Source organism: Enterococcus sp. DIV0187, assembly GCF_051713785.1.
Lineage (GTDB): Bacteria > Bacillota > Bacilli > Lactobacillales > Enterococcaceae > Enterococcus_A > Enterococcus_A avium.
The window spans coordinates 2,666,639-2,683,724 of record NZ_JBIOQO010000001.1 but is presented as its reverse complement, the minus strand read 5'-3'; the positions used below and the strand labels follow the sequence as shown (position 1 = coordinate 2,683,724).

Sequence of the window (17,086 nt, the reverse complement as noted above, 5' to 3'; positions counted from 1 at the left end):
CACACGAGATTTTCCTATATAGATGTTTCTTAAATCTGAAAGGAGGATACACAAGTGATCCAAGCAGAAAGCCGTTTAAAAATCGCGGACAACTCAGGCGCTCGTGAAATTTTAACTATTAAAGTTCTTGGCGGATCTGGTCGCAAAACTGCAAATATCGGTGATGTGATTGTTGCTACGGTTAAACAAGCAACGCCAGGTGGTGTTGTCAAAAAAGGTGACGTTGTTAAAGCCGTTATCGTTCGGACTAAATCAGGCGCTCGTCGTACTGACGGTTCTTATATCAAATTTGATGAAAATGCAGCTGTTATCATTCGTGATGACAAGAGCCCAAGAGGAACACGTATCTTCGGACCTGTCGCTCGTGAACTACGCGAAGGCAACTTCATGAAGATCGTTTCATTGGCACCGGAAGTATTATAATCGAAAGATTCAACCAAAGGAGGTGCGCAACAGTAATGTTCGTTAAAAAAGGCGATAAAGTAAAAGTTATCTCTGGTAAAGACAGAAATAAAGAAGGCGTAGTATTAGAAGCCCTTCCTAAAAAAGACAAAGTCGTTGTTGAAGGCGTCAATATCGTAAAGAAACATAAGAAAGCCTCTCAAGAAGCCCCTCAAGGCGGAATCGTTGAGGTAGAAGCACCAATTCATGCTTCTAATGTAATGGTGATCGACCCTTCAAATGGAGAAGCGACACGCGTTGGCTACAAAGTGGTTGACGGAAAGAAAGTCCGCGTTTCTAAGAAAACCGGCGAAGCTCTAGATAAATAATTAAACAAGGAAGGAGGATCTTATAGATGAACCGCCTAAAAGAAAAATTTGTAAGTGAAATTACACCATCTTTGATGGAAAAATTTAACTATGATTCAGTTATGGAAGTTCCTAAAGTTGAGAAAATTGTCATCAACATGGGTGTTGGTGATGCGGTATCAAACGCAAAAAACTTAGACAAAGCTGTTGAAGAATTAGCATTGATTTCTGGTCAAAAACCAATCATCACTAAAGCTAAAAAATCAATCGCTGGTTTCCGTTTACGTGAAGGAATGCCTATCGGTGCGAAAGTAACACTACGTGGAGAAAGAATGTATGAATTCTTAGATAAATTAGTGTCTGTATCACTTCCACGTGTACGTGACTTCCACGGAGTAAGCAAAAAATCCTTTGATGGCCGTGGTAACTTTACTTTAGGTGTCAAAGAACAATTGATCTTCCCTGAAGTAGATTATGATTTAGTTGATAAAGTCCGTGGTATGGATATCGTTGTAGTAACAACTGCTAAAACAGACGAAGAATCTCGCGAATTATTAACACAACTTGGAATGCCATTCCAAAAATAATCAAGGAGGCGAAAAAATTGGCTAAAAAATCAATGATTGCTAAAAATAAACGCCCAGCTAAACATTCAACGCAAGAATATACTCGCTGCGAACGTTGCGGACGTCCACATTCAGTTTATCGTAAATTTCATCTTTGCCGTATTTGCTTCCGCGAACTTGCCTACAAAGGTCAAATTCCCGGCGTGAAGAAAGCTAGCTGGTAAAATAAACTCGCATAAAGGAGGTAAACAGTTCAATGGTCATGACAGATCCAATTGCAGATTTTCTAACTCGTATTCGTAATGCCAACATGGTAAAACACGACACAGTAGAAGTACCTGCTTCAAAAATCAAACGTGACATCGCCGAAATCCTTAAACGTGAAGGTTTCGTACGTGATGTTGAATATATCGAAGATGACAAACAAGGCATGATCCGTGTTTTCCTTAAATACGGTAAAAATGACGAACGTGTTATCACGAACTTAAAACGTATTTCTAAACCAGGCTTGCGTGCTTATGTCAAAGCTGACGAAGTACCAAAAGTATTAAACGGTTTAGGTATCGCAATCATCTCTACTTCTGAAGGTTTAGTAACTGACAAAGAAGCTAGAGGTAAAAACGTCGGCGGCGAAGTGCTAGCTTACGTTTGGTAAGATCAAACAATCCATGAGGAGGTGTCTTTAAGTGAGCCGTATTGGTAATAAAGTTGTCGTTTTACCTGCAGGAGTTGAAGTAACTCAAAAAGGAAACGAAGTAACTGTTAAAGGACCTAAAGGTGAATTAACTCGTACTTTTTCTTCTGATATCAAAATGAACATCGAAGGAAACGAAGTAACATTCACGCGTCCAGATGACAGCAAAGAAATGAAAACAATCCACGGAACAACTCGTGCAAACTTCAATAACATGGTTGTTGGTGTTTCAGAAGGGTTCCAAAAAGCATTAGAATTAATCGGGGTTGGGTACCGTGCACAATTACAAGGATCAAAACTTGTATTGAACGTTGGTTACTCACATCCAGTTGAAATGGTAGCTCCAGAAGGTGTTACGATCGAAGTTCCTTCAAACACTCAAATTGTTGTTAAAGGATCTAACAAAGAAGTAGTAGGCGAATTAGCTGCGAAAATCCGCGGAACTCGTCCGCCAGAACCTTATAAAGGCAAAGGTGTTCGTTATGTTGGCGAATACGTACGTCGTAAAGAAGGTAAAACTGGTAAATAGTAGGTTGACCCTACACGCGGCTTAGGCCAGCTTAATTAAAGAGGTGACAATTGTGATTACAAAACCAGATAAGAATAAAACACGCCAAAAACGCCACATGCGCGTTCGCGGAAAAATCTCTGGTACTGCTGAGTGCCCACGCTTGAACGTTTTTCGTTCTAACAAGAACATCTACGCGCAAATCATTGATGACGTAGCGGGTGTGACGCTAGCAAGTGCCTCTGCCTTGGATAAAGAAATTTCAGGTGGAACAAAAACTGAACAAGCACAAGCTGTTGGGAAATTAGTAGCAGAACGTGCTTCAGAAAAAGGTATTAAGAAAGTAGTCTTTGACCGTGGTGGATACCTTTACCATGGCCGTGTAGCAGCTTTAGCTGAAGCAGCACGCGAAAATGGACTAGAATTTTAGGAGAAGGAGGAACACCATTCATGGTTTATATCGATCCAAAACATTTGGAATTAGAAGACCGCGTTGTAGCGATCAACCGTGTTACTAAAGTTGTTAAAGGTGGACGTCGTCTACGTTTCGCAGCACTAGTAGTTGTTGGTGACAAAAACGGTCACGTAGGCTTTGGTACTGGTAAAGCTCAAGAAGTACCTGAAGCAATTCGTAAAGCAATCGAAGACGCTAAGAAAAACCTAGTCGAAGTACCAATGGTAGGAACTACACTTCCTCACGAAGTTATTGGTGTATTCGGCGGCGGACGTATCTTAATGAAACCAGCCGTTGAAGGTTCTGGAGTTGCCGCTGGTGGACCAGTTCGTGCCGTCTTGGAATTAGCTGGGGTTGCCGATGTAACTTCTAAATCTTTAGGTTCAAATACACCGATCAACGTTGTTCGTGCAACTGTTGAAGGCTTGACTCAATTGAAAAAAGCAGAAGAAGTAGCGCAATTACGCGGCATCTCTGTTGAAAACTTAGCTAATTAAGGAGGACGAATGAAATGGCTGAATTAAAAATTACTTTAAAACGCAGTATTATCGGACGTCCTCAAAACCAACGTGACACTGTTAAAGCGTTGGGTCTAAAAAAAATGAATAGCACAGTTGTTAAACCAGCCAATGATGCAATCAAAGGTATGGTTAATACAGTGTCTCATTTAGTGGACGTAGAAGAAGTTTAATAAGACAATGATGATTAAAATCTAAGGAGGTGCCAATATAATGAAACTTCATGAATTACAACCTGCCGAAGGTTCACGTAAAGTTCGCAACCGCGTTGGACGTGGTACTTCATCAGGTAACGGAAAAACATCTGGACGTGGTCAAAAAGGTCAAAAGGCTCGTTCAGGCGGTGGTGTACGTTTAGGTTTTGAAGGTGGACAAACTCCTTTATTCCGTCGTTTACCAAAACGCGGATTTACTAACGTGAATCGTAAAGAATACGCTGTAATCAATCTAGATGTCTTAAATCGTTTTGAAGATGGAACTGAAGTAACACCTGTTGCTCTAGTTGAAGCTGGAATCGTGAAAAACGAAAAAGCTGGAATCAAAGTTTTAGGAAACGGATCATTAGATAAAAAACTAACCGTTAAAGCAGCAAAATTCTCTAAACATGCTCAAGAAACAATTGAAGCTGCTGGTGGTTCAATCGAGGTGATTTAATGTTCAAACTTTTAAAGGATTCATTCAAAGTTCAGAACATCCGATCACGGATATTGTTTACTGTCTCAATGCTGTTAGTATTCCGGCTTGGTGCACAAATCACTGTGCCGGGAGTTGATGCGCATGGATTGCAAGGCCTGAGTGAGATGCCATTTTTCAGAATGTTGAATATGGTTAGTGGCTCAGCTATGCAAAACTTCTCTATCTTCTCGATGGGGGTTTCTCCATATATTACTGCTTCAATCGTTATTCAATTGTTGCAGATGGATATCATTCCTAAATTTGTTGAATGGTCAAAACAAGGGGAAGTCGGTCGTAAAAAGCTAAATCAAGCAACTCGCTATTTAACTTTAGTCTTGGCTTTCATCCAGTCTGTAAGTATCACAGCTGGATTTGACTATTTTGCGCAATTTGGTTTTGTTCCAAACCGTAATGTTCAGACGTTTGTTACAATCGGCGTAATCCTTACTGCTGGTACAATGTTTGTTACGTGGTTGGGAGAACAGATCACTGAAAAGGGAATCGGTAACGGTGTATCAATGATTATCTTTGCGGGGATCATTTCGCGATTGCCACAAAGCATCAAAGATATCTATGATGATTATTTCGTGAACATCGATTCTAGTGATCTTTGGAAATCTGTTATTTTTGTTGTGATTTTACTTATCGCTATCGTGTTGATTGTCGTTTTTGTAACGTACTTTCAACAAGCGGAAAGAAAAATTCCGATTCAATATACAAAACAAGTCGTTGGTGCACCAACAAGCAGTTATTTACCGCTAAAAGTAAATGCTGCCGGAGTTATTCCGGTTATCTTTGCCAGCTCATTTATTGCGACTCCAAATGCGGTGTTGCAGGCATTAGCTAGCAAGTATAGTGCGGAAGGCTGGTACGATATGTTAACGAAGCTATTCAGTTATGATACCGTTCCGGGTGCTGCGATTTATACTGTTCTGATTGTTGCCTTCACCTTTTTCTATGCGTTTGTTCAGGTTAATCCTGAAAAATTAGCAGAGAACTTACAAAAACAAGGAAGTTACATTCCTCGTGTGAGACCAGGTAAAGGAACAGAAGAATATGTTTCTGCAATTTTAATGCGTTTAAGCGTAGTCGGAGCTATTTTCTTAGGTTTGATTGCCTTGATTCCAATTATCGCACAAATGATTTGGAATTTACCTCAATCAATTGGTTTAGGTGGAACAAGTCTTTTGATCGTCGTTGGTGTGGCGTTAGAAACTGCAAAACAATTAGAAGGACTCATGTTGAAACGACGGTATGTCGGATTCATGGATGAAGAGTAGATTCGTGTGTTGAGGGTCATCCTCAACGCCGTTCTCGCTTCAAATATTTAGGAGGGAAATCAATGAACCTGATCTTAATGGGACTGCCAGGCGCAGGAAAAGGAACACAAGCAGAAAGAATTGTTGCGACGTACAATATTCCGCATATCAGCACGGGGGATATGTTCCGAGAAGCAATCAAAAACGAGACAACACTCGGATTGAAAGCAAAATCATATATGGATGCAGGGGATTTGGTCCCAGATGAAGTTACTAACGGTATCGTGAAGGAGCGTTTAGCGCAAAAGGACACTGATAAAGGGTTCTTGTTAGACGGATTCCCTCGTACTTTAGATCAAGCCAAAGCATTAGCTGAAATGTTAACGGACTTGAATAAAAAGATTGATGCTGTGATTGAAATTCAAGTAGCAGAAGAAGTGTTAGTTGAACGTTTGGCAGGACGCTTCATGTGCCGCAACTGTGGTGCGACTTATCATAAAATCTTCAATCCTACAAAAGTAGAAGGTACTTGTGATCGCTGTGGTGGTCATGAATTTTATCAACGTGAAGATGATAAGCCAGAAACAGTTAAAAATCGTTTGTCTGTAAATGTTAAAAACAGCGAACCAATTTTAGCTTACTATAATGAAGAAGGTCTGTTATATCCAGTTGATGGAGATCGTGAAATTGATGCCGTATTTGCGGATGTAGAAAAGATTATCGAAAAATAATTTTGCCTGCCGACTTGAGATGCAGTTTATCTTGCCAAGTTCGATGTTTTATGATAGAATTTGTCAGTCCGACTTCTAGTTTTTTTAAGAAGTTTAACTTTAGAATTACGGTGGGAACTGCAGTTTCCGCCATTTTATCGTGTGAAAATGCGAAACAACTACAAGGAGGTACTCTGCGTGGCAAAAGAAGATATGATTGAAATCGAAGGAACAGTCGTCGAAACTTTGCCGAATGCAATGTTTAAAGTCGAATTGGAAAACGGACACGAAGTTCTTGCACACGTATCTGGTAAAATCCGGATGTATTATATTCGAATCTTACCTGGAGATAAGGTTACAGTAGAACTTTCTCCATATGATTTGAGCCGTGGTCGCATTACCTATCGCTTTAAGTAAGTTGTACTCCGTAAAACTTCAGGAGGTATAATCATGAAAGTAAGACCATCAGTAAAACCAATGTGTGAACATTGTAAAGTAATTCGTCGTAATGGACGCGTTATGGTGATTTGCCCAGCAAACCCAAAACATAAACAACGTCAAGGATAATTGGAGGTGTAATTAAGTATGGCTCGTATTGCAGGAGTAGATATTCCTCGTGATAAACGCGTGGTAATTTCACTTACTTATATTTACGGTATTGGAAATACTACAGCGAAACAAATTTTAGCCAACGCAGGCGTTTCTGAAGATGTTCGTGTACGTGATTTAACGAATGAACAAACAGACGCTATCCGTGCTGAAGTTGATAAATTAAAAGTTGAAGGCGATCTTCGTCGTGAAACTAACTTAAACATCAAACGTTTGATGGAAATCGGTTCATACCGTGGAATTCGTCATCGTCGTGGCTTGCCTACACGTGGACAAAACACTAAGAACAACGCTCGTACTCGTAAAGGCCCAGCTCGCGCTATTGCCGGCAAGAAAAAATAATTAGTGAAGGAGGTATAAATCTTCATGGTAGCAAAGAAAGTCAATCGTAAACGTCGTGTGAAGAAGAATATCGAAACAGGTATTGCTCATATTCATTCGACTTTCAATAATACAATCGTCATGATCACTGATGCTAGCGGTAACGCTGTAGCATGGTCATCTGCAGGTTCATTAGGTTTCAAAGGTAGTAAGAAATCAACTCCTTTCGCTGCTCAAATGGCTGCTGAAACTGCAACAAAAGCTGCAATGGAACATGGATTGAAAAGTGTTGAAGTCACTGTTAAAGGACCTGGTTCTGGTCGTGAAGCAGCGATTCGTTCATTGCAAGCAACTGGTTTAGAAGTAACTGCAATTCGTGACGTGACTCCAGTACCTCATAATGGATGCCGCCCTCCAAAACGCCGTCGTGTTTAATGAGTGCCCAACTCTATGAGTTTTACAGGAACGTCATTGAACAAGACACTTTTCGTTTTGAAAGGGGTAAAAGACAAGAATGATTGAATTCGAAAAACCAAGAATCACAAAAATTGATGAAGACAGAGATTATGGCAAGTTCGTTGTTGAACCTTTGGAAAGAGGTTATGGAACTACTTTAGGTAATTCTCTACGTCGTATTCTACTTTCTTCTTTACCAGGCGCTGCCATTACCAATATTCAAATCGATGGGGTGTTACACGAATTTTCAACCATCAAAGGTGTAAGAGAAGACGTTGTACAAATCATCTTGAATATCAAAGGTTTAGCGTTGAAATTATTTGCGGAAGAAGAAAAAACCCTTGAGATCGATATTACTGGACCAGCTACGGTAACTGCCGGCGATATTATCGTTGACAGCGACGTTGAAATCTTGAATAAAGATATGTACATTTGTACTGTTGCTGAAGGTGCGACATTCCATGCTCGCCTAACAGTAAAACCTGGTCGAGGCTATGTTCAAGCAGACGAAAATAAAAAGGAAGATATGCCAATTGGTGTCCTTCCAGTCGATTCTATCTATACACCGGTACGTAAAGTCAACTATCAAGTTGAAAATACACGTGTTGGTCGTCGTGATGACTTCGATAAATTAACGATGGAAATTTGGACTGACGGATCGATCATTGCTCAAGAAGCATTGAGTCTTGCAGCGAAAATTTTAACTGAACATTTAGATATTTTTGTAAATCTTACTGATGAAGCGAAAAATGCTGAAATCATGGTAGAAAAAGAAGAAACACAAAAAGAAAAAATGTTGGAAATGACCATCGAAGAACTAGACCTGTCTGTACGTTCGTACAATTGCTTGAAACGTGCCGGAATTAATACGGTTCAAGAATTAACGAATAAATCTGAACCTGAAATGATCAAAGTACGTAATTTAGGACGTAAATCACTTGAAGAAGTGAAGGCTAAGTTACATGATCTTGGTTTAGGACTACGTAAAGACGATTAATATTGTTGACAAAGGAGGGAAACCTACGTGAGTTATCGTAAATTAGGACGCACATCTAGCCAACGTAAGGCAATGTTGCGTGACTTAACAACTGACTTAATTATCAACGAACGCATCGTTACGACTGAAGCTCGTGCGAAAGAAGTTCGTTCAACTGCTGAAAAGATGATTACTTTAGGAAAACGCGGGGATCTTCATGCACGTCGCCAAGCTGCAAGCTTTGTACGTAATGAAGTCGCTGATGTTCGCGAAGAAAACGAAGAAATCGTTACTGAAACTGCATTGCAAAAATTATTTAACGATATTGCTCCTCGTTACGCTGAACGTCAAGGTGGATACACTCGTATCTTGAAAACTGAACCTCGTCGCGGCGACAACGCCCCTATGGTTGTTTTAGAACTTGTATAATAATCACTCTTCACTTTATAGATGATTCTTTTAGAGTGTTATGATGTTGGAGATTTTCTCCGAGTCTAGCTCAGCGCCGCTTCCCAGAATGTCTGGGAAGCTGGCACTCATCATAAAGTGTTTTTTTATACCCAAAAACACTGTCAAGACAGATCGGTATACAAAAGCATTTTATTGAGTATCAAGGATTGATAAAGTGAAGCTTTTTTGCTAGTCTTAGTACATATTTGCAATGAAGCGGAAAGGTGTAACCATGAAGCCAATTATTGAAATCAATCAAATTGAATTTAGTTATCAAGAAGAAGCAACTCCTGCTTTAAAGGATATTAGCTTTTCGATTAAAAAAGGCGAGTGGGTCGCGATTGTTGGGCACAATGGATCAGGAAAATCAACATTAGCCAAAGCAATCAACGGTCTGCATTTGCCTCAAAAAGGAACGGTTACTGTCGGAGGAATGACATTATCTGAGGAGTCTGTTTGGGATGTTCGTCGAATGGTCGGGATGGTTTTTCAAAATCCGGACAATCAATTTGTCGGAGCGACGGTCGAGGATGATGTAGCTTTCGGATTGGAAAATCAGGGAATCGAACGAAGTGAAATGCAGCGACGTGTTCAAGATGCATTGGAAAAAGTAAAAATGCAAGAGTTTGCAACGCGTGAGCCTGCCCGCCTTTCTGGTGGTCAGAAGCAACGAGTGGCAATCGCAGGAGTAGTAGCTTTGCGCCCTGACATCATTATTTTGGATGAAGCAACAAGCATGTTAGATCCTGAAGGTCGAGATGATGTTATTGCAACAATTCGTAAGATTAAAGAAGAAAGTGATTTGACTGTTATCTCTATCACACATGATATTGATGAAGCAGCTAGTGCCAATCGCATCCTAGTGATGAGAGACGGAGAACTGTATCAAGAAGGATCCCCAGATGAAATTTTTTCTGCTGGACCGGAATTAGTTTCGTTGGGCCTAGATTTACCATTTCCTGAGAAGTTAAAATCAGCATTAAAGGATCGCGGTATAAATGTACCCGCGAACTATTTGGATGAAGAAGGGATGATGGACTGGTTATGGACATCCGTTTTGAAAAAGTAAGCTACGTTTATCAACCGAATACTCCCTTTGAACAACGGGCGCTTTATGATATTGATTTGAATATTAAAGAAGGTTCTTACACAGCATTGGTAGGGCATACTGGTAGTGGGAAATCGACCTTGTTACAACACTTGAATGCATTATTGAAGCCAACTGACGGTCAAGTTATGATTGGGGAACGAACGATTACACCTACGACAGATAACAAGAATTTAAAACCTGTACGAAAAAAGGTGGGAATTGTTTTTCAGTTTCCAGAAGCTCAACTTTTTGAAGAAACTGTAGCAAAGGACATTGCTTTTGGACCGAAGAATTTCGGTGTTAGTGAGGAAGAAGCATTGGCATTAGCAGAAGAAAACTTAAAATTAGTTGGACTAGATGAAGAATATCTTGAACGCTCACCATTTGAGCTTTCTGGCGGTCAAATGCGCCGTGTAGCGATTGCTGGTGTTCTGGCTATGGAGCCTGAGGTTTTGGTCTTAGACGAGCCGACAGCGGGTTTAGATCCACTAGGCCGTAAAGAGATGATGGAAATGTTTTGGCGTCTTCATAAGGAAAAAAACATAACGATCGTCCTAGTTACACATTTAATGGATGACGTCGCGAATTTTGCTGATTATGTTTATGTTTTAGAAAAAGGACATGTGGCAAAACATGGTGATCCGCAAACGGTATTTGAAGATGTTGCCTGGTTAAAGGAAAAGCAATTAGGTGTACCGCAAGCAACTGCTTTTGCTGAAAAAATGCAGGCTCGCGGCGTGAATTTTGAAGCGTTACCTTTAACTGAAAATGAGTTGGCAGACTGGATCGTAAAATTTGCAGGAGGTCCTGCTCATGATGAATAAATTGATTTTTGGTCGTTATATTCCAGGTGATTCTCTGATTCACCGTCTGGATCCACGAGCAAAATTGGTCGCAAGTTTTTATTTTATCGGAATTATTTTTTTGGCGAATAATTGGCAAAGCTATCTATTTCTAGGAGCTTTTACGATGTTCGCAGTATTCCTATCTAAAATTAATTTGAACTTCTTTTTGAAGGGTGTTAGACCACTAATTTGGTTAATTATTTTTACAGTCGCGTTGCAGATGCTGTTTACGCGAGGCGGAACCTTGTATTGGTCGTGGGGCGTCTTTAGTCTTTCTTCTTATGGAATCCAAAACGGGCTATTTATCTTTTGCCGATTTGTTCTAATCATTTTTATGTCGACGTTGCTAACATTAACAACGCCGCCGCTATCAATGTCTGATGCGATTGAATCATTGTTAAATCCTTTAAAAAGATTTCATTTGCCAGTACATGAGATCGCCTTGATGTTGTCGATCGCTTTGCGGTTTGTACCGACATTAATGGATGAAACGGAAAAGATCATGAATGCTCAGCGTGCTCGTGGTGTTGATTTCAGTGATGGGAATTTGATTCAGAAAGTCAAAGCAATCGTACCGTTATTGATTCCTTTATTTGTCAGCAGCTTCAATCGTGCGGAAGATTTGGCAACTGCGATGGAAGCTCGCGGATATCGCGGCGGTGAAGGTCGAAGCAAGTATCGTAAATTAAAGTGGGCATCACGAGATACAATCGTTCTCGTTGTTTTTGCTATTGCAACAGTCATTTTAATCTTTTTACGCAGTTAAGCTTGGAGTGATCCAGGCTTTTTTTGAGCTTTTGGTAATTTTAACTTGTTGGTTCGATGGTCGTTTCTTTATGATAGGATGAATGAAGGAGTAAGCAATTGGAGGAGAAAAAATGACTGAAGAACGTCCAAAACTGCAAATTGGATTGAAGCCAGAAATATTTCGAGAATATTATTATTTGAAAGCAGAACTACAAACTTTCTGTCAGGAACATGGATTATCTAAATCAGGAAGTAAAGCAGAACTAAATGAACGGATCGAATATTTTTTACGAACGGGTGAACAATTAGCAAGACCAATGAAGGAAAAACGGTCGGTTCGTACAGAGGAATTAACGCTGGAAAGTTTGATTGAAGAAAATATTATTTTTTCAGAAGTTCATCGCGCTTTTTTTAAAAGAGAACTTGGAAATTCTTTTACTTTTAAAGTTGCTTTTCAAAAATGGCTGAAGGCAAATACTGGAAAAACATACCGCGAAGCGATTGCGATCTATCCTGAAATCGTAGCGAAAAAACCACAAAAAATTGATGCACAATTTGAATACAATACCTATATTCGTGATTTTTTTGCTGACAATCAAGGTCGCTCTTTGCAAGAGGCGATTGTTTGTTGGAAGTATAAAAAGTCACTCCCGGGTAGTAACAACTATCAATCAGAGGATTTAAGTGCGTTGGATTTCGAATAAAAAGCTGCTATAATGACTTCGGCAGAAATTAGTTGAGGAGATGGATCATAGTTCTAACCTTAACAATCGGGTTCATTAATAGGAAATAGGAGAATAGCATGGTCAGATATAAAGCAGTGATTGCTTATGATGGTACAAAATTTAATGGGTTTCAGCGACAGCCGAATGGGCGAACGGTACAGGAGGAAGTCGAAAAGACGCTACAAAAAATGAATAATGGACAACCGGTGACAATTTTTGGTTCCGGACGAACAGATGCTGGAGTCCATGCAATCGGACAAGTGATTCATTTTGATTATCCGCAGGAACGACCGTTGGAGCGGATGCGGTTCGCATTAGATACCCAGACGCCTGAAGATATCGCGGTTTCTTCAGTAGAAATTGCAGCGGACGATTTTCATGCGCGGTATCATGTCGTCGAGAAGACGTATCATTTCAAAGTTCAAATAGCTAAGCCGCGAAGTCCCTTTCGCCGTTATTATGCGGCCTATTACCCTTATCCATTAGACTTAGATTTGATTCGTCGGGCGTTGCCAGATTTATTAGGTACGCATGATTTCACCTCTTTTTGTGCGACAGGTGGTTCGATCGAGGATAAGGTCCGGACGATTTATCAAGCGGATTTGGTTGTGAATGAGGATGAGACGGAATTGACCTTTATTTTTAGAGGGAATGGTTTTCTGTATAAGATGATTCGGATATTAGTTGGAACCTTATTAAAAATTGGGAATGGACGTATCCCGGCGGAGAGTATTCCAGCGATCATTGAAGCAAAGGATCGTAATGCTGCTGGACCAACTGCTCATCCAGAAGGCTTGTATTTAGCCGAAGTAAAATATGAATAGCAAAAAAGCATCCAATAACAATCACAAGTGATTGTTGCTGGATGCTTTTTTAGGCTTTTACTTCAGCGGCGAGTTGGGTCAACTTATGAACGTCTAGAATAAGGTACCCCTTTTTTATTTTTTTCAGGTAGCCATCCTCCACAAACTGTGCAATCACGAAAAGAAGATGACGATAGGAAACACCTAAATATTCGGCGACTTGAGTGTGTTTCTCACGGTAGGTCCCTTCGTTTTGTGTTAAAAGAATAAAGGCCGCTAAACGTTGTGAAAGCGGAAAGCCCTGATTTTGAGTTGAAGCTTTGATGTTTCGATAATTTTTATGAGCAAAGTAGATGCAGAGCTTTTGGAGAAAAAGCGCATCCTCTAGTAATCGTTTCTGACAGTCTTTTCTCGATAAGGCTAAGCACCAACAGTCCTCGATTGCTTGGACACTAAAGGCAGTTTGGTTTTCATCAACGAGCTCCATCTCACCGATAAAACAAGGTGGGGAAAAGAAGTCAATCAGAGCGACTTTTCCATTGGCTAAGGTGTCGTATAATTTGGCTTTGCCCTTCACTAAGTAGAATAAATGCGTAGGTTGGTGATCTTCCTTGACGATGTAGCTGTTGGCCGGAAAGAAAAATAATTGCGTATCTAAACTGACATCGAAGGAAAACTGCTCAAGGTAGTCAGATGATCGAATGAATTGCTGTTTTAATTTTTCGTTTTGCAACTTCTTCATTTTTTCTACCTCCTTATGTGAGAATTCTCATACTTATCATAAGCAGGAACTTACTATAATGCAAATAGATAAAGGAAATTAATTTTTTAGGGGGCTATAAAATGGAGAAACGGAAAATTATTTTAGATTGCGATCCGGGACATGATGATGCGATTACGATGTTAATGGCAGCGGCACATCCGAAAATTGATTTGTTAGGGATCACTATTGTAGCAGGAAATCAAACGCTAGACAAAACAGTGGTGAATGGATTGAATGTCTGTCAACTGCTGGGCATTGATGCGAAAGTCTATGCAGGGATGCCAAAACCGATGGTGCGGGAACAAGTAGTAGCTGATAACGTTCACGGGGAATCTGGTTTGGATGGTCCTGTTTTTGGTCCATTACATCGGCAAGTAGAAGAAACACATGCGGTTAAATATATCATTGATACGTTGTTGGCGAGCGATGGGGATATCACACTTGTTCCAGTTGGTCCGTTGACCAATATTGCAGTGGCAATGCGAATGGAGCCATTGATTATTCCAAAAATCAAAGAAATTGTTTTGATGGGCGGCGCTTATGGAACAGGGAACTTCACACCATCTGCTGAATTTAACATTTTTGCCGATCCAGAGGCAGCCCATGTCGTCTTTAGTTCTGGTGCACCGATTGTTATGATGGGGCTTGATTTAACGCATCAAACAATTTGTACAGAAGATATTATCGAACGTATGGAAGGCGTTGGGAATGTCGCAGGGAAGCTATTTGGTGACATTATGCGCTTCACGTTGAAAAGCCAGTTTGAATGCTTTGGGTTAGCTGCGGGTCCTCTGCATGATGCTACATGTGTGGGTTATCTAATTTCTCCAGAGATATTTGAAACACAGGAAATGTATGTCGAAATCGATATCAATCGTGGACCTTGCTATGGTCGGACCGTTTGTGATGAGCTGTATGTGCTAGGTCAGCCGTCGAATGTCAAAGTAGGTAAGAAAATCAATGCGGAGCATTTTTGGGATCTGGTTGAAGAGTGTATCCGAATGTATTCAGATGTCTATGCAGAAGCAAAATAGATAGATGAAACCAGAGAGAGGCAACTTATTTAAAAATTGAGATCGGTTGTTTCTCTTTGAAAATTTGTAAACGATTTAAAAACGAGATGTGTGAATGAATACAAACGAGGAGTGAGTTTAAATGAAAGTCGTTGTTGTTGGAAGCATCAATTTGGATTTAGTTGTTCAAGCAGACCGTTTTCCTAAGATTGGCGAGACGATGTTTGGCACCGATAGTAAAATGCTGCCAGGAGGAAAGGGTGCTAACCAAGCGGTTGCTGCGGCACGATTGGGTGCAGATGTGACGATGATTGGGTGTGTCGGCGAAGATGCTTATGGTGAGATTGTCTTAAAAAATTTTCAAGAGAATATGGTCGATACGTCATGCATCAAAAAGGTCGCTGAACCAACGGGCGTTGCCTACATCACGATTGCAGAAAATGATAATTCGATCATTCTCGTGCAAGGGGCTAACGCGTGTGTTGATCGTTCATTGATTGATAAGTATCAGGCACAAATTTTAGCTGCCGATATTGTGATCACGCAATGTGAGATTCCAATCGAAACGATCAGATACCTAATTGATTTTTGTGCGGAAAATGACGTGCATTTGATATTAAACCCAGCGCCAACTCCAGAAATCGCGCCTGAATATTTAGCTAAAGTAACATTTTTAACACCGAATGAGATTGAAATCAATCAATTGTTTCAGCAGGATGCTCAGACTGTTTTGCGGGAGCATCCCAATCAGATCATTATGACGTATGGTGCGAAAGGTGTTCGATATCATGATAGAGAAAAATTAATGGAGGTCCCAAGCTATAAGGTGCCCGTGATTGATACGACTGGAGCTGGAGATACTTTTAATGCGGCATTTGCAGTGGCGTATGCCAAGGATCAAGAATTGGAGAAGGCGATCACATTTGCTAATCTTGCTGCCAGTAAGACGGTTCAAGGGCTAGGAGCGCAAAGTGCGATGCCAAGAATCGAAGAGCTAGTTTAACGATAAAAGTGCGCAATAAAGTAAGCGCTAACAAAAATAGGAGGATTTCAAAATGAAAAACACAAAACTTTTTTCTTTAGGTGTTGTTGCAATGGCAGCTTTAATGACGATCAGCGGGTGCGGTGGTGGAAATAAGAGCAGTGCAACAGGCAAAGAGGATAGCGATCATAGTGTTGTGATGGTTACGGATGTCAGCGGGGTAGATAGATGATAAATCCTTCAACCAATCTGCTTGGGAAGGATTGCAGAAGTGGGGAAAAGAGCAGAAGTTCAAACGCGGGATCGGCGGGTATGACTATATTCAATCCAATGAGATCGCCCAGTTCGCCTCTAACATTGACACGGCTGTATCGAATGGCTTCAAGACGGTTTTCGGGATCGGATACCTTTTAGCGGATTCGATCGAAGCAGCGGCGGGACAAAATCCCGAAACGAATTTTGTCATTATTGATACGGTGATCGAAGGAAAGGATAATGTCGTTTCGGCGACCTTTAGAGATAACGAAGTCGGCTATCTCGCTGGTGTCTCAGCTGCTTATACGACCAAAACCGATAAGGTTGGATTTATTGGCGGAGAAGAGGGCAAAGTCATTGATCGTTATGAAGCTGGATTTACCAAAGGTGTAAAGGATACTGCGAAGAAATTAAATAAGGATATTTCCGTTGACGTGAAATATGCGGCCTCCTTCGGCGATCCAGCCAAGGGGAAAGCCTTAGCTGCGAATATTTATCAAAGTGGAGCAGACATTATTTATCAAGCTGCTGGTGGTACCGGTGCAGGGGTGTTCTCAGAAGCAAAAGCGTTGAATCAGGATAAAAACGAAGCAGACAAAGTTTGGGTGCTTGGCGTGGATCGTGATCAACAAGAAGAAGGCGGCTATAAATCAAAAGATGGGAAGGAAAGTAATTTTTGTTTAGCTTCAACCATCAAATCGGTTGGCGTGGTCGTGCAGGATATTTCAACTCGAGCGCTGGAGGATAAATTTCCAGGCGGAAAACACTTATCCTTTGGGTTGAAAGATGGCGGCGTGGAGATGACAGACGGCTATTTGAGTGATGAAGCCAAGGCGGCAGTAAAAGATGCCAAGGAACAAATTATTGCTGGTGATGTAAAGGTTCCGGAAACACCGGAAGATTAGTCTGATCGTGCCC

At 40.7% G+C, this 17,086-nt stretch carries 26 protein-coding genes and 1 pseudogene; 26 read left to right on the top strand and 1 reads right to left on the bottom strand.

Annotated elements, in window-relative coordinates; all coding sequences use genetic code 11:
• Positions 1 to 54 precede the first annotated feature (54 nt).
• The 23 genes from rplN (at position 55) to truA (ending at position 13,176) form a co-directional block, all read left to right on the top strand.
• Positions 55 to 423, top strand: coding sequence for a 50S ribosomal protein L14 (rplN, locus tag IGI52_RS13120; protein WP_010742760.1), 369 nt, complete (start codon positions 55 to 57; stop codon positions 421 to 423).
• A 35-nt stretch (positions 424 to 458) separates the two neighbouring features.
• The gene (gene rplX, locus IGI52_RS13115) at positions 459 to 770 is read left to right on the top strand and encodes a 50S ribosomal protein L24 (RefSeq protein WP_016179476.1); all 312 of its coding nucleotides are present in this window, start codon (positions 459 to 461) and stop codon (positions 768 to 770) included.
• Between the two features lie 26 nt (positions 771 to 796).
• Positions 797 to 1,336 carry a 50S ribosomal protein L5 gene (gene rplE, locus IGI52_RS13110; protein WP_010742762.1) on the top strand — a complete coding sequence of 180 codons (540 nt, stop codon included), beginning with the start codon at positions 797 to 799 and terminating at the stop codon, positions 1,334 to 1,336.
• Positions 1,337 to 1,353: 17 nt separating this feature from the next.
• Complete coding sequence (locus IGI52_RS13105) at positions 1,354 to 1,539, top strand: type Z 30S ribosomal protein S14 (protein ID WP_028020384.1); 186 nt, start codon at positions 1,354 to 1,356, stop codon at positions 1,537 to 1,539.
• Between the two features lie 32 nt (positions 1,540 to 1,571).
• Complete coding sequence (rpsH, locus tag IGI52_RS13100; RefSeq protein WP_016179477.1) at positions 1,572 to 1,970, top strand: 30S ribosomal protein S8; 399 nt, start codon at positions 1,572 to 1,574, stop codon at positions 1,968 to 1,970.
• A gap of 31 nt (positions 1,971 to 2,001) precedes the next feature.
• Positions 2,002 to 2,538 (top strand): 50S ribosomal protein L6, encoded by a 537-nt coding sequence (rplF, locus tag IGI52_RS13095; RefSeq protein ID WP_048717845.1) that lies wholly within the window; start codon positions 2,002 to 2,004, stop codon positions 2,536 to 2,538.
• 52 nt (positions 2,539 to 2,590) lie between these two features.
• On the top strand, positions 2,591 to 2,947 hold the full coding sequence (gene rplR, locus IGI52_RS13090) for a 50S ribosomal protein L18 (RefSeq protein WP_016179479.1): 357 nt from the start codon (positions 2,591 to 2,593) through the stop codon (positions 2,945 to 2,947).
• Between the two features lie 20 nt (positions 2,948 to 2,967).
• The gene (gene rpsE / locus IGI52_RS13085; RefSeq protein WP_010747203.1) at positions 2,968 to 3,468 is read left to right on the top strand and encodes a 30S ribosomal protein S5; all 501 of its coding nucleotides are present in this window, start codon (positions 2,968 to 2,970) and stop codon (positions 3,466 to 3,468) included.
• Positions 3,469 to 3,482: 14 nt separating this feature from the next.
• Complete coding sequence (gene rpmD, locus IGI52_RS13080) at positions 3,483 to 3,662, top strand: 50S ribosomal protein L30 (RefSeq protein ID WP_010747202.1); 180 nt, start codon at positions 3,483 to 3,485, stop codon at positions 3,660 to 3,662.
• Positions 3,663 to 3,702: 40 nt separating this feature from the next.
• Positions 3,703 to 4,143: a 50S ribosomal protein L15 gene (gene rplO / locus IGI52_RS13075; protein WP_010742768.1), complete on the top strand. Its 441-nt coding sequence runs from the start codon at positions 3,703 to 3,705 to the stop codon at positions 4,141 to 4,143.
• Positions 4,143 to 5,444, top strand: coding sequence for a preprotein translocase subunit SecY (secY, locus tag IGI52_RS13070; RefSeq protein ID WP_049220108.1), 1,302 nt, complete (start codon positions 4,143 to 4,145; stop codon positions 5,442 to 5,444). Before rplO ends, secY begins: the two co-directional genes overlap by 1 nt.
• 62 nt (positions 5,445 to 5,506) lie before the next feature.
• Positions 5,507 to 6,154: an adenylate kinase gene (locus tag IGI52_RS13065; RefSeq protein ID WP_016179481.1), complete on the top strand. Its 648-nt coding sequence runs from the start codon at positions 5,507 to 5,509 to the stop codon at positions 6,152 to 6,154.
• 177 nt (positions 6,155 to 6,331) lie between these two features.
• A complete protein-coding gene (gene infA / locus IGI52_RS13060; RefSeq protein ID WP_010742771.1) occupies positions 6,332 to 6,550 on the top strand; it encodes a translation initiation factor IF-1 in 219 nt (72 codons plus the stop codon).
• A gap of 33 nt (positions 6,551 to 6,583) precedes the next feature.
• A complete protein-coding gene (rpmJ, locus tag IGI52_RS13055) occupies positions 6,584 to 6,700 on the top strand; it encodes a 50S ribosomal protein L36 (RefSeq protein ID WP_010742772.1) in 117 nt (38 codons plus the stop codon).
• An 18-nt stretch (positions 6,701 to 6,718) separates the two neighbouring features.
• The gene (gene rpsM / locus IGI52_RS13050; protein ID WP_016179482.1) at positions 6,719 to 7,084 is read left to right on the top strand and encodes a 30S ribosomal protein S13; all 366 of its coding nucleotides are present in this window, start codon (positions 6,719 to 6,721) and stop codon (positions 7,082 to 7,084) included.
• 24 nt (positions 7,085 to 7,108) lie between these two features.
• Positions 7,109 to 7,498 (top strand): 30S ribosomal protein S11, encoded by a 390-nt coding sequence (gene rpsK / locus IGI52_RS13045; protein WP_016179483.1) that lies wholly within the window; start codon positions 7,109 to 7,111, stop codon positions 7,496 to 7,498.
• A 79-nt stretch (positions 7,499 to 7,577) separates the two neighbouring features.
• Positions 7,578 to 8,516, top strand: a complete 939-nt coding sequence (locus tag IGI52_RS13040; RefSeq protein ID WP_010747196.1) for a DNA-directed RNA polymerase subunit alpha — start codon at positions 7,578 to 7,580, stop codon at positions 8,514 to 8,516.
• Positions 8,517 to 8,543: 27 nt separating this feature from the next.
• Positions 8,544 to 8,924 carry a 50S ribosomal protein L17 gene (gene rplQ / locus IGI52_RS13035; protein ID WP_016179484.1) on the top strand — a complete coding sequence of 127 codons (381 nt, stop codon included), beginning with the start codon at positions 8,544 to 8,546 and terminating at the stop codon, positions 8,922 to 8,924.
• Positions 8,925 to 9,177: 253 nt separating this feature from the next.
• Positions 9,178 to 10,014, top strand: coding sequence for an energy-coupling factor ABC transporter ATP-binding protein (locus tag IGI52_RS13030; RefSeq protein ID WP_016179485.1), 837 nt, complete (start codon positions 9,178 to 9,180; stop codon positions 10,012 to 10,014).
• Positions 9,990 to 10,859 carry an energy-coupling factor ABC transporter ATP-binding protein gene (locus tag IGI52_RS13025; RefSeq protein WP_048717852.1) on the top strand — a complete coding sequence of 290 codons (870 nt, stop codon included), beginning with the start codon at positions 9,990 to 9,992 and terminating at the stop codon, positions 10,857 to 10,859. The genes IGI52_RS13030 and IGI52_RS13025 overlap by 25 nt, the downstream gene beginning before the upstream one ends.
• Positions 10,849 to 11,646, top strand: a complete 798-nt coding sequence (locus tag IGI52_RS13020; RefSeq protein ID WP_176674366.1) for an energy-coupling factor transporter transmembrane component T family protein — start codon at positions 10,849 to 10,851, stop codon at positions 11,644 to 11,646. The genes IGI52_RS13025 and IGI52_RS13020 overlap by 11 nt, the downstream gene beginning before the upstream one ends.
• Positions 11,647 to 11,758: 112 nt before the next feature.
• Positions 11,759 to 12,331, top strand: a complete 573-nt coding sequence (locus IGI52_RS13015) for a DUF6434 domain-containing protein (RefSeq protein ID WP_102872008.1) — start codon at positions 11,759 to 11,761, stop codon at positions 12,329 to 12,331.
• 98 nt (positions 12,332 to 12,429) lie between these two features.
• Positions 12,430 to 13,176, top strand: coding sequence for a tRNA pseudouridine(38-40) synthase TruA (gene truA / locus IGI52_RS13010; RefSeq protein ID WP_311871701.1), 747 nt, complete (start codon positions 12,430 to 12,432; stop codon positions 13,174 to 13,176).
• A 49-nt stretch (positions 13,177 to 13,225) separates the two neighbouring features.
• On the opposite strand, the gene yeiL is transcribed toward truA, so the two are convergent.
• Positions 13,226 to 13,897: a transcriptional regulator YeiL gene (yeiL, locus tag IGI52_RS13005; protein ID WP_311871703.1), complete on the bottom strand. Its 672-nt coding sequence runs from the start codon at positions 13,895 to 13,897 to the stop codon at positions 13,226 to 13,228.
• A gap of 101 nt (positions 13,898 to 13,998) precedes the next feature.
• Between yeiL and rihB the strand changes: the two genes are divergently transcribed.
• From rihB to IGI52_RS12990, 3 genes and pseudogenes are all read left to right on the top strand, one after another.
• The gene (gene rihB / locus IGI52_RS13000) at positions 13,999 to 14,952 is read left to right on the top strand and encodes a ribosylpyrimidine nucleosidase (protein ID WP_016179491.1); all 954 of its coding nucleotides are present in this window, start codon (positions 13,999 to 14,001) and stop codon (positions 14,950 to 14,952) included.
• A gap of 121 nt (positions 14,953 to 15,073) precedes the next feature.
• The gene (rbsK, locus tag IGI52_RS12995; RefSeq protein ID WP_311871705.1) at positions 15,074 to 15,934 is read left to right on the top strand and encodes a ribokinase; all 861 of its coding nucleotides are present in this window, start codon (positions 15,074 to 15,076) and stop codon (positions 15,932 to 15,934) included.
• Between the two features lie 52 nt (positions 15,935 to 15,986).
• Positions 15,987 to 17,073: pseudogene (locus tag IGI52_RS12990) on the top strand (BMP family lipoprotein).
• Positions 17,074 to 17,086: the final 13 nt, after the last annotated feature.